This is a genomic window from Photobacterium rosenbergii (assembly GCF_033022775.1).
GTDB classification, from domain to species: domain Bacteria; phylum Pseudomonadota; class Gammaproteobacteria; order Enterobacterales; family Vibrionaceae; genus Photobacterium; species Photobacterium rosenbergii_A.
The window spans coordinates 1-12,085 of record NZ_JAWJZI010000009.1; the positions used below are offsets into that span (position 1 = coordinate 1).

The 12,085-nt window shown below is 44.9% G+C and carries 12 protein-coding genes, 1 tRNA gene, 1 rRNA gene and 1 pseudogene; 3 read left to right on the forward strand and 12 right to left on the reverse strand.

All coding sequences use genetic code 11. The features are described 5' to 3' along the window. From R2X38_RS18355 to R2X38_RS18400, 10 genes are all read right to left on the reverse strand, one after another. Positions 1-75 (reverse strand): 16S ribosomal RNA (locus R2X38_RS18355); the annotation flags it as partial. A gap of 404 nt (positions 76-479) precedes the next feature. Further along, positions 480-677, reverse strand: coding sequence for a hypothetical protein (locus R2X38_RS18360; protein WP_317523782.1), 198 nt, complete (start codon positions 675-677; stop codon positions 480-482). A 93-nt stretch (positions 678-770) separates the two neighbouring features. Then, entirely contained in the window at positions 771-2,204 is a 1,434-nt protein-coding gene (locus tag R2X38_RS18365; RefSeq protein WP_317523783.1) for a PLP-dependent aminotransferase family protein, read from the reverse strand. A 155-nt stretch (positions 2,205-2,359) separates the two neighbouring features. Beyond that, positions 2,360-2,445, reverse strand: a tRNA-Leu gene (locus R2X38_RS18370). A 175-nt stretch (positions 2,446-2,620) separates the two neighbouring features. Then, positions 2,621-3,631: a LacI family DNA-binding transcriptional regulator gene (locus tag R2X38_RS18375; protein ID WP_317523784.1), complete on the reverse strand. Its 1,011-nt coding sequence runs from the start codon at positions 3,629-3,631 to the stop codon at positions 2,621-2,623. Positions 3,632-3,856: 225 nt separating this feature from the next. Further along, positions 3,857-4,579: a chitin disaccharide deacetylase gene (gene chbG / locus R2X38_RS18380; RefSeq protein ID WP_317523785.1), complete on the reverse strand. Its 723-nt coding sequence runs from the start codon at positions 4,577-4,579 to the stop codon at positions 3,857-3,859. Positions 4,580-4,639: 60 nt separating this feature from the next. Continuing rightward, complete coding sequence (locus R2X38_RS18385; RefSeq protein WP_411185491.1) at positions 4,640-5,947, reverse strand: 6-phospho-beta-glucosidase; 1,308 nt, start codon at positions 5,945-5,947, stop codon at positions 4,640-4,642. 9 nt (positions 5,948-5,956) lie between these two features. Continuing rightward, positions 5,957-6,268: a PTS lactose/cellobiose transporter subunit IIA gene (locus tag R2X38_RS18390; protein ID WP_317523786.1), complete on the reverse strand. Its 312-nt coding sequence runs from the start codon at positions 6,266-6,268 to the stop codon at positions 5,957-5,959. Positions 6,269-6,329: 61 nt separating this feature from the next. Beyond that, on the reverse strand, positions 6,330-7,664 hold the full coding sequence (locus tag R2X38_RS18395) for a PTS sugar transporter subunit IIC (RefSeq protein WP_317523787.1): 1,335 nt from the start codon (positions 7,662-7,664) through the stop codon (positions 6,330-6,332). A gap of 106 nt (positions 7,665-7,770) precedes the next feature. Then, entirely contained in the window at positions 7,771-8,079 is a 309-nt protein-coding gene (locus tag R2X38_RS18400; protein ID WP_317523788.1) for a PTS sugar transporter subunit IIB, read from the reverse strand. Positions 8,080-8,605: 526 nt separating this feature from the next. Here R2X38_RS18400 and R2X38_RS18405 point away from each other — a divergent pair. Continuing rightward, positions 8,606-8,905, forward strand: a pseudogene (locus R2X38_RS18405) (carbohydrate-binding protein); the annotation flags it as partial. A 249-nt stretch (positions 8,906-9,154) separates the two neighbouring features. Next, the gene (locus tag R2X38_RS26810) at positions 9,155-9,460 is read left to right on the forward strand and encodes a DUF3085 domain-containing protein (RefSeq protein WP_411185494.1); all 306 of its coding nucleotides are present in this window, start codon (positions 9,155-9,157) and stop codon (positions 9,458-9,460) included. A 112-nt stretch (positions 9,461-9,572) separates the two neighbouring features. On the opposite strand, the gene R2X38_RS26815 is transcribed toward R2X38_RS26810, so the two are convergent. Beyond that, the gene (locus R2X38_RS26815) at positions 9,573-9,692 is read right to left on the reverse strand and encodes a hypothetical protein (RefSeq protein WP_411185496.1); all 120 of its coding nucleotides are present in this window, start codon (positions 9,690-9,692) and stop codon (positions 9,573-9,575) included. Between the two features lie 160 nt (positions 9,693-9,852). Here R2X38_RS26815 and R2X38_RS18410 point away from each other — a divergent pair, with 160 nt between their 5' ends. Next, positions 9,853-10,728 (forward strand): HNH endonuclease, encoded by an 876-nt coding sequence (locus tag R2X38_RS18410; protein WP_317523789.1) that lies wholly within the window; start codon positions 9,853-9,855, stop codon positions 10,726-10,728. A gap of 64 nt (positions 10,729-10,792) precedes the next feature. Here the strand turns inward: R2X38_RS18410 and R2X38_RS18415 are convergent, their stop codons facing one another. Next, complete coding sequence (locus R2X38_RS18415; protein ID WP_317523790.1) at positions 10,793-12,049, reverse strand: DNA cytosine methyltransferase; 1,257 nt, start codon at positions 12,047-12,049, stop codon at positions 10,793-10,795. Positions 12,050-12,085: the final 36 nt, after the last annotated feature.

Sequence of the window (12,085 nt, forward strand, 5' to 3'; positions counted from 1 at the left end):
TCGCTGCCGCTCGACTTGCATGTGTTAGGCCTGCCGCCAGCGTTCAATCTGAGCCATGATCAAACTCTTCAATTAAAATTTGATTTGCTGCTAAATAAATAGCGGCTCAATGAATACTGTTAATCCATTACCGAAGTAATGAATGAATTGACTGTGCCGATACCTAAGTATCGATTTGGTCACTCAGTTTCATTGATAATTCTTTTGTTGACTATCATTTCACGAGTGCCCACACAGATTGCATGGTCAAATTGTTAAAGAACAATACTGATTGGTTAGCGGCTTAAGTTGCCGTGCTCCGTGTCAGTGAGGTGGCATTATAGAGACTTCGATCACATTGGCAATAGCCAAAATGCAATTATTTCATTTAAATTAATCAAGCGCTCAACAAACAGGCAATCGCTCTGTTTTGCGCATAAAATCCCTACAAGCCACTCTGTTTGAGCTAAGGCTTTCCATAAGAAAACCTAGCTTTTCTGCTACAATCGTAAGGTATAGCGTATTGCCCAAGCAGCAATAGCGAACAATAGAAAGGGAATCCCCGCGGCTGTATATTCAACCCAAGCATATTCAATTAGCTGTTTGGCCAAGATGAGATGACCAAATACCAACAACAATGCGCACGCTATTGCGACACCTATCAATTTCAGCTCAACCCGATTGGCTTTCCTCTTCATACTGCTCTCCTTTATCTACGCAATAAATCAATATTGAACAGGAGAAAGTAAGAAAGTGGGTAGCACAGTTAACCTTAAAAACGGCTAAACAGTTTATTGCTTATGACTACTGAGCAATTTTGCTAGGGCTTTGAGCGCTTCGTAGTTCTGAGCGGTCAGTTCATAACTACTGTTGATACGAATGCAATGCCGGTATTGCTTGCCTGAGGAAAACAGTGTGCCCGGTGCAATACTGATACGATAACGCTCAAGTAATAGAGTGAGTAACTCGGAGCTATCTAGATCAAATGGGAGAACCACCCAGACAAAATAACCACCATCCGATTTAGTTACTGTCGTTCCGGCGGGAAACAATTGATATATTGCTTTTATCATCTGCTGCTGTCTCTTTACCAGAGTTCTGCGTAATTGCCTCAGATGACTGTCATATACCCCTTCCTTAATATAACTGGCAATTGCATGTTGATTTGGTACTGGCGCTGAAAGCGTCGACATAAACTGTAGTTCGGTAACTTGCTGGGCAAACCTGCCAGCTAGCGCCCAACCGACACGAAAACCAGGGGCAAGGGATTTAGAAAAAGAGGAGCAGTGGATCACCAGTCCTTCACTATCTATAGACTTGAAACAAGGTGGCTTATGCATCCCGTAATAGAGTTCGCCATACACATCGTCTTCTATGATGGCAACGTTTCTCGCAGCAAGCAGATCATACACAGCACGTTGCTGCTCGGAAGCAAGACTCACTCCTGTTGGGTTCTGGAAATTACTCATCAACCAGCAAGCTTTTATCGGATAGCGCTCAAGGCAGCTGGCCAGGGCTTTCGTGCCTAAACCTTTTGCGGGGCAAACTGGGATCTCTACGGCCTTGAGATGAAGCCTTTCAATAGCTTGCAAGGCACCATAAAAAGCTGGTGACTCAATAACGACCATATCACCGGGTTGTGTCACTGCCGCCAAGCCCAAACCGAGCGCTTCTGTCGCACCGGAGGTGATGACAACTTGCTCTGCACTAACATTAATACCAGCTTTGGCGTATCGCTGGCTGATAGCCCGGCGCAAAGACTCGCACCCGGGCGCTAAATCAGTAATGCCACTGTCGTATGGCATCGTTTTCACCGCGCGACTTAACAACCTGCCTAATGTCGGCATAGGAAACAAAGCAGGATCAGGAAACGCAGAACCAAACGGGATCACATCCGGTTGCTTGATGGCCCTCATCACTTCAAAAACATGACGGTTAATGTTGATCGACTGGTTGACGACTTGTGGTTGCTGCGGTGGCGTGGGGAGGAGCTGGTTAAAATGCGGTGAGACAAAGAAACCACTTTTGGGTTTGGCATAGATCCAGCCGTCGAGCTCTAGTTGCTCATAGGCTTTCATTACCGTCATTGGACTGATGGACTGCAACTGGCTCATCTTGCGAATCGACGGGATCCGCTCGCCCGGAAGCCAGACTTGCTGGTTAATCTGCTGCTTTATCAGCTCAATAACAATGATAGCCGGGCTTGGCTCTCTCCCTGATGGCATCGCCTATATTCCAGATCGTTTCAGTGAGGGTGCCACTATAGGCAATCTTTTATACAGAGGCAGCTTGGATGGTAATATATGAGAGGCACGTTCACTTTGCTTAAGTGCAGATACAACAAAGCCCCGACTTTCGTCGAGGCTTTGTTGTTTGAAGTTGGTGCCCGGGGCCGGACTTGAACCGGCACAGTTATTCACCGGCGGATTTTGAATCCGCTGCGTCTACCAATTTCGCCACCCGGGCAGATGCGGCTCATTATACGTATATCAGCCTGATAGACAATCATTTTTTTCTATCTTATCAAAACCACCCTGCAAGTGCATGGTACGCAATCAATACGTTCAAAACAGCACCACCAGCTTATAGCATCATTTCTTTGTTGAGTAGATTCTCATCAATTACTTGAGAGCATCAGAAATCATACTTCAGGGATAGCCTGTTTATTTATACTCTGTCGAAGGCGTAACTCCGGTACAAAGTGCTTCGTGATAGAGCATTCCGTTTGGTTGATTTGACACATCAGAAGTTCAACGGCGGTTTGAGCCATTTGACTAATAGGAAAGTGAACCGACGACACCTGCGGATAAAGCGCATCACAAAGCTCTATACTGTCAAAACTTATCAAGGATAGTTGTTGTGGCAGTTTTACATTGTGCTCATGAAGATATTGCAATGCCCCCTGGGTCATTTCCTCACTGCATGAAAACAATGCCGTCATTGATGGTGCAGAGCGATAAAGTTGCTCCGCCGCTAAATAACCACTTTTTCTGCCGTAGTCTCCCTCAGCACAAAACGCAGGTTCAAAACTAATCGCCGATTGGTGCAAAGCTTCTTTATAACCTTGTAGGCGTAGGTGGCTACTTGGACGACTTAGAGGACCGGTGATACAACCAATGTGGCGATGCCCCTGCTCTATCAAATGCTCCACCGCCATTTTTGCCGCCAGAGTATGATCAAAAGTAATGCAGCGTGACTCTAAACCTTCAACCACCCGGTCCAGGATCACAAAAGGAGTAGGTTCCTGAGCAAGCTCCCTCAATTCATCGTCACTCAAGTGGCGACTATTGAGGACATATCCTTCACACCGGAGGGCATGAAACCGGCGAATCGCTTCCCGCTCACCTTCTGCGCTGTGGTGCCCTTGAGCGGTGATCAGAAACTTTTTATGCAAATCCAGCTCTGCCTGTACCTGCTCCATCATTTGGCCAAAGAATCCACCTGTGTAATAGGTGACAAGCAAACCAGTCATATTGGATGAAGCTGTTGCCAACGAACGGGCAATAGCGCTTGGCCGATAATTTAGCTCTGCCATTGCCTGCTCGACTTTCCTTTTGGTATCGGAACGAAAGACACCTTCTCCGTTTATGATCCGCGATACTGTCGAGCGGTGGACACCAGCCAATGCTGCAACATCTTTTATACTTGCCATGGCAGTTGCCTCTCCTCCTTCACCATTAATTTCCAACCATATTATTGGTTCATCATATCTCGCTAGCGACTATAAAGTGATTTAATTGGTACATGAAGTGATTAACGAGCGTTTTAATATTCAGCTCTCAACATATAGCAAGTTGCCAGTAGGATGCACCAAAACTCTTTAGGGGGAACGAATGCGCTACTGGCAACTGCTATTTGGGTTAAATGAGGAAAAAATTTACGCCTTCAGAGAATGAAAGCTTCCGACTTTCACTCCCCATAGATCCAATGCCTCTTTCAATCTCACATCGGTGAGGATCTCCAACTCCATAGCCCTCGGTATGGCATAACCGCTCGACTCAAGCAAGGGCTGATCAATGTAGGCAGGGTGGCACATTATTTCCAACACATCACACTGACCGCGATATTGCCCAATAATGGCAAGCAGCTTATCTAAGCTCAGTGAATCACCATAAAAGTTTTGACTGAACACATAGTCTTTTCCTTGATTCACGCTCCCACGCAGCGGCACTTGGTATCCCGCCACAATTTCTTCAATAACAGGCAACAGCTTGGGATGCATGTGAGCATGATGGTGGCTGTCAACATGGCTGAGCGTTAACCCTGTTGCCAGGAAATGTTCAATCTGCGCGATCACTTCATCAGCTATTTCACGCTCTTTAAATGCCGGTCTTTGCCAGAAGAGCTCCTTCGCCAAGAAATGGCCGTCGTTGCCGACTAAGCTCGCTGCAGCGGTCACGGGCATGCCCGCAGTAAATCGTAAATGCAGCCCTATCGCCAGAGATGGCTGGGCTGCTGCAACCTGCAACGCGTGCTGCTCTGCCGCCATCCCCACCATCATTGTTGTTGAGCGAACCACTCCATGTAGACAGGCCTGTCCAATCCCAAGGTTAACCCCGCGGGTCAGGCCAAAGTCATCCGCATTGAAAATTACATGCATAAGTTCCCTCTTTTTACTCTGCGGCAGGCAGAATGGTCCTGCCGCATATCTAACAGACAATTAAGCAAAATTTGGCAGGTAATCATGATTCGTGCGCAGGATATCATCGAGAATTGCTTTCGCTCGAGTAATATCTGGCACCAATGGGTTGCTGGACAATGCCATGAAGGCTTTGTTGTAGCTACCCTCAACAGCCGCTTCAATCGCAAGCTGTTCATATGCCTTGACCTGATGGATCAAGCCTGTGATTGCAGGGCTAAGCTTACCAACAGCCAGTGGACGCACTCCCCAACTGCCAACTACCGCACTACATTCAATTACGGCTTCATCGGGCAAACTCGAGATCGTGCCGTTATTCGCTACATTGATCACATGGATCGTTTTGCGATCGTTATAAATTGCATCGACCAGATTCAGTGACGCATCGGAATAGTAAGCCCCACCGCGCATTTCAAGTTGCTTGGGTTTTTCAGCCAGCTCTTCGTCACGATAAAGCTCGAACAGTTCTGCTTCGGTTTTCATGACCTGCTCGGCCCGGGTCCCGCCATCGCGTGCTGACTCCTTTTCTTCAGCCAGCATAGCATCAACCTGATAAAAATAGCGATGGTATGGGCAAGGAATAGCCCCCAAAGCGTTAAGAAAATCTGGGTCCCAAGGCTCTTCAAAAATATTATTCATACTGAAATTCTGGCCATCACCCACTTTTTTCAGCACCTCAGCAGTCACATCCTGGCCATCGACCCATGCCCGGTGAGCCCACACTAGATGGTTCAAGCCAATACATTCAAGCGAGAGTTTCTCCGGAGGGCACGCCATCATCTCCGCAATCATCATCTGCATCGATACCGGGACATTACACAAGCCAATGGATTTGACTTGGGTATATTTCTGAATAGCTTCAGTGACTAAACCTGCAGGGTTAGTAAAGTTCAGCATCCACGCATTGGGCGCCAACTCTTCAATATCTTTGCAAATATCCAGTATTACCGGAATCGTCCGCAATGCCTTGGCGAAACCACCCGGCCCTGTCGTCTCCTGACCAATCACATCATATTTAATGGGAATACGTTCATCATTTGCCCTTGCCTGCAATCCCCCCACTCGAAACTGGGTCATGACGAAGTCAGCATTTGCTATCGCCGCCCTGCGATCCAGTGATGCCTTGATCTCAATGTTTGCGCCGGCTTTTTCAACCATCCGCCGAGTCAGTCCTTCAATGATCTCGAGCTTTTCTTTGCCCGCCTCAATGTCGACAAAATGCATTTCTGTTACCGGGAGTATATCGAGTCGTTTCAATACACCTTCTACAAGCTCTGGTGTATAGCTACTCCCGCCCCCAATAATGGCCAGCTTAAGTGATTTGGTCATAATACGTCCTTATTTCTCAGACAACCTTTCATGCATAGCAACCATTTCTGTAGCCAACTCGTGGGCAAGAATGGTCGTCATCAGATGATCCTGGGCATGCACCATTACCAAGGTCATTTTTACTTTGCCCTCTCCCTGATCGGCTTCAATAAGCTGGGTCTGGATCAAGTGGGCACGGTTAAGGCACTCTTTCGCTTGTTTGAGTAGCCCCTTAGCCTCCAATGCCTCCCCTTTACGCGCCTTGGCCAAGGCTTCGTAACATAAGCTTCGAGCTTCACCGGCATTGATAATAATTTCCATTACTACTGATTCCTGATCCATCAGTCTCTCCTTCATAACAAAACATTCAACACTGCGGGCCAAGAGGCCCGCAGCACTATCATTAAGCAGTTGCACCCTCACCAATAGGTGCATTTTCCTTCTCCTTCTGAGCAGCCGTTTCTTTTTCTTGCTCAAGCAATTGCTTTTCAAACATCTTGAAGAATGGCAAGTAAATAAACAGGTCAAGGATCAGAAGTCCGATAACCAACAGGACGGGAGCAAGTGTCCATCCGGCTCCCCACGAAGCACCGATAATGGCCGGTGTTGTCCATGGCGTTGTTGCCACGCCCATGCCGACAAGACCGGAATGCACCGCTACATACGCTATAACCGCATTGATAATTGGTGCAAATACGAAAGGCACAAATAGCATTGGGTTAAGTACCAATGGTGTACCAAAAATAATGGGTTCGTTGATTTGGAAGAACCCCGGAACCACACTCATCCGGCCCAAACTACGCAGGTGAACCGAGCGGCTGAAGACCATCAGGATAGCTAGCGCCAAGGTCGCACCTGAACCACCGATGAAGATATAGAAATCCCAGAAAGGCTGAGTAAAGATATTCGGAATGGGCTCACCGGCAACAAATGCTTCGATGTTGGCACCAATATTGGTCAGGAAGATCGGAGAGAGCAGACCGACCACAATAGCCGCACCATGAATACCCGCAAACCACAGCAGCTGGGAAACTAACAGGGCACCAATGATTGCAGGCAAAGAGTTAGAAGCACTGATCAATGGCTTAAACATCTGCATCACAGCATCAGGGATCAGCATATCGTATTGAGACTGAACAAATAGGCTGAGCGGGTAAACCGTCATGAATACAACCAGCACAGGGATCAGCATTTCGAAAGAACGCGCTATCGCCGGTGGTACCTGTTCAGGCAAACGGATAGTGATGTTGTGCTTTTTGAGGAAACGGATCAGTTCAACGGAATAGAACGCACTGATAACCGCAGTAAAAATCCCTGTTCCCCCCATGTGCGAGGTAGGAAGTCCGCCTTCGCTAACTGGGGCTGCGACCAACAAAAAGCACATCAAAGACAAACAGGTACTAGTGATACCGTCCATCTGGTAGGCGCGTGCAAGACTATAGCCTATACCCATCGAAACAAAGACGGTCATGATCCCCATCGTCATGTTGTAAGGCATCATAATCATGTCAAAGTTTTTGCCGGCAAAATCCAGCCAAGCTCGGCCAAAACCATTTTGTGTATCTTCCGCGAAAGGAGGAAAAGCTAGAATTAATAAAAAGCTACCCACAATAATAAACGGCATAGCGGTAATAAACCCATCACGCATTGCCCTTACATGTTTTTGCGAACCGACCTTTACAGCTATGGGGGCTATTTTGTTTTCAACAAACCCCATGAGCTTATCGTAAAATTTCATATAGATATTCCTTTATTTAAAACGTAGCAATCCGTCCTGCACAACATGTGCAGGATGTATTGAGTCCCGTTATTATTTTCTTTTAGGTAAGAGGTAATTATTAAATTTATTCGGGAATTAGGGATAAAGCCTGTTCGAGAACTTCCTCACCTTTCATCATCCCGTATGCCATTGGAGAGATCGCATCAATTGGCTTGCCATATAAACTGGCCGTTTTTCGCAACTCTTCAAGCTGAAAACGGACCTGAGGTCCAAGCAAGCAAACATCAAAGGATTGTATTGCATCATCAAAAGCTGTTACGGCCTGTGCTTCGATTTGGCAATCAATCCCACGAGCTTCTGCAGCCTTCGTCATTCGTTGAACCAGCATACTGGTTGACATTCCCGCACTACAACACAACAAAATCTTTTTCATCACTCTCTCCAAGATTCATTTTTAACACTTAAAAACGACAATTAAATATTAGCCAACATAACAAAAAAACGAAAGCGCAACCGGTTGCATTAAGTGTGAAGAGAATCCCATTTCATAGATCAAAATACGACCGAAATTACAATAAATAAATTATCAGAATAAAAGTAATGGAATAAAAAGAAAGCATCATGATTTTGAAGTCAAATTGAAACATTTGAAATAAAGAGTAAATGATAAAACAATCAATACAATTGGCATCTCATGAGCATAATGTTCAGATAGACATTTATGAAAACTTAACACGTTAATAGCCCCATGCTTTATCGCTATTACCAATACCTTTTCAGCAAAAGGCTGTAATAAACATTGTTATTAACTAATAAGATATGGAGTAACATATTATGAAAAAAAATTTATTGTCATTACTATGCTCGGGGTTGTTGCAGCGACCTCACTCACTGTACAGTCCGCCCGCCCTCAAAGGAACTCTCGATCTTCCGATGACAGGACAATCGATGCCACTATCCCATGTAAAACGCCACTGCATACCCATAAGGTTATCATTCTGACCCATAACTTCCTGTTCGAAGACGGCCCTGTATACAGGGCAACGGCGGATCACACGGCGCAATCTGATTGGGCACCATCACCGATATCGAGTCTATAGGTTAATAGCATGCCGCGCACTACCTAGACAGTGAACGTTAGCTACAATCAAGGCGACGTAGTGACATATAAAGGCATGAAGTATGTGGTTAATGCTGCACATATCTCTCAGTCCGACTGGACCCCAGATACCGAGCCAACACTATTTAGCAAACTATAAAGACACAGGCTAAAGCTGAGAGTAAGTAATTTCTATTCGCTAGAAACAACAAAGCCCAGACTTTCGTCGAGGCTTTGTTGTTTAAAATGGTGCCCGGGGCCGGACTTGAACCGGCACAGTTATTCACCGGCGGATTTTGAATCCGCTGCTCCAACTTTGCAAGCGCTATCAACATTTGGATCTAGTAGGATTTATTAGCTCACCAACTTGGATAATCTTGGATTGCCTTAGCACGCATTGCTCACCTAAATGGCCCGCCCCTTAGGCTCAACTTCTTCTAGCCCATCTGAAGCAACTATTTCGTTAGTGCACAATCAAGGAGTCTTCCTCATAGTGCACTCAAAAATAGACAATCCATGTCCTAAAAATAACATTGATTACGCAGAAGGTTGTAACCCGTTTTGTGATGAAGAATGGTATATCACTTCACGTTTACTAGTTGGAGGAGAGGGCTTCATTCAGGAGCTACCTCCAGAGTGGTTTGAGTCCCTTCTTCTTAATGACAAAAAGACCTTTGCACTAAATATCACAGACCGAGAAGTGATAACGATATAATAACTTCAGCTTTAATGCCCATCAGAAAGATGGGCAAACACCCATATAAACACGTCTCAAACCTTTCAAATAAACCAGTACGATAATGACAAACTAATCCCTCATCATCCATCTAATCCAGAAACACCAAGCTGCACAGTATTTTTCTGATACAAACCTCAGGTTTGGTATTCTTTGATTTTATAGCCCACATAATTCGAGAGCGAGTTCTCGCATTAAGCACACCTGCCACTACAACCCAAGACCTTGTTTATTCCACAGCTGTGTCTACTTTTTCAAATTCTAGCCCAACCCAAGGTCCGGCAAAAAGCTTGACAACTCCGGACCCGTAAACCACAATAGTCCGGAGTTTAATCAACAATCTCCGGACCATTGATAAGTAGGATTTTATTATGCGTTTCACTGACCAGCACAAACAGCACTTTGCAGCAACAGATGGCGCTTATTCGGATATTACAAGTGCAGATGAAGCCAAAAAGAGACAGATCACATTAACGGATCATGAAGTAGAACTATTCGTACAGCACTTTGGTGAAGAGAACATTCATACGGGAGCTGCTGGGACTAATCCAGAACTTGCTACGAAGCAATTTTATTTCTTTAACGAAAACAGAGTTATTGAACTAAAACTGGTTTTTCCCAAGCCGAAAAAAAGTGAATTACGGCTCTACATGGCTAAACGACAAGGGTTTGCACCAGATGAAAGACATACTTGGTTTGTCTTCAAATCACCAAATCAGGAATTACTGACGATTGGTTACCTCGAAACTGATAACTGGAACCAACTAGAAGAAAATGATAAGAAAACTAAGGTTATCATAGAAACAATAGAATCAATTGATGATGAGGATTACCTTTATCAAGGTGAAATTTTAAAACAGTTGGCCAAGCAACCCATTGAAGTTTCGAGCTTAAGAGCACCTCGCGATTCCAAAATAGCATCTCAAGCAATAGCCATCGCGAAATACAACTGTGAATATGACAATAAACACCCCACGTTCATTTCAAAAGCAACATTAAAGCCTTACGTCGAGTGCCACCACCTCATCCCGATGGCGTTCCAAAGCGATTTTGAAAACTCGCTAGATGTACCACAAAATATTGTAGTTCTTTGCCCTAACTGCCACCGGCAATTTCATCATGCAGAAGTGAAAGTCCAAAGAGGGATGGTTGAATATATATTTCGTCAGAGGCAAGAGCTGCTAGTCCAGGCGGGTATCGAAGTATCACTAGAGCAATTGATGTCTTACTACGGTATCGATGATTAAAAGTAATAAAAAACAAATTTAATGAATAGGTAGGCAGAATTCTACACCTACCTATTCCGACTAACTACTGTCGTAAATATTCAATAATTGCAGCAGAAATCCTCTCCACTACAGGCACAACTACAGAGTTACCAAATTGTTTATACGCTGGAGTTTTAGCCTCCGGAATCCAAAAGTCTTCAGGATACCCAAATAACTGTCGGCACTCATTGCGAGTAAGTTTACGAGGATTCCTCCCTTCTTGTGGAATAAGGCACTCTTTTCCATCCTTACCATACCTTGCAACGATGGTATTTGACGGACGATTTAGGTCTGCAGCATGAGCCGTAAAACCAGTATTACGCTCCAAATTACGTTGTGTACGGTTTTTATGCCCTTGCCATAACTTATCAGAGATTGTGTACTCTTCAGCTTCTTCTTCTGTCGTCCGTTCAGTTACCCGTCGCAGTGGAATAGGCTCACCATCAAAAGCCGGAAAAACAAAATCTCTTTGCCCATTCGCATTCCATATATCCTCACGGATGCATACCATAAAGCACCGAACTCTTCGTTGCGCAACTACGGTCTGGGAATTAATGATAGAATCGAAGAAAACGTAACTGTGCTTGTCTGGATTATCATCACCAAGAGTCGTCATTGTCTTTTTGATGACCTCATAGGTTTCCCCATCATTATGCGACACCAAGTTCTTTACGTTTTCCATAAACACAACTTTCGGTTGCTTAACGTAGGCAATTTTTGCGATCGAGTGGAACAAGTTACCCTGAGTATCACAATCAAAACCATGAGCCAAACCTAAGGCTGTTCGGGCGGAAACACCAGCATGACTAAAAGGCTGACAAGGAAAACCACCAGCAAGAATACTATGGTCTGGGATTAAGCCATCTAGTTGTTCTTCGCTTATACCTTCACCTGTAAACTGATTGATATCACCAAACGGCACCTTTCCGTAGTTCTTAAAGTAGGTCTTCTTAGCTGCTTTATCCCACTCACTGGAAAAAACACAGCGTCCCCCATTACGCTGAAGCGAAAGGTTAAAACCACCAATACCAGCAAAAAGATCGATGAAAGTAAATTCGTTAGCATCAGGAGCAAACCTCACTTCAGCAAGAACTTGCTCTAAGTCGACGTTACGCTCGCGACAAAAAACTAAAACACACGTCTCCCATAAATCAACTAACTCTTCAGTTTTAAAGTGAAAGTTAATTTCTTCATTATTAAGCCAATGTGTAACAGCAGCCAACAACTCAGCTTCACTTTTCAACTCTGGATTATGAGATATTGTCTGACTGGCGATATATTCAACTAGATCTTCATACATGGGGCATGCTCTCAATGATGCTTATTTTTACACCTG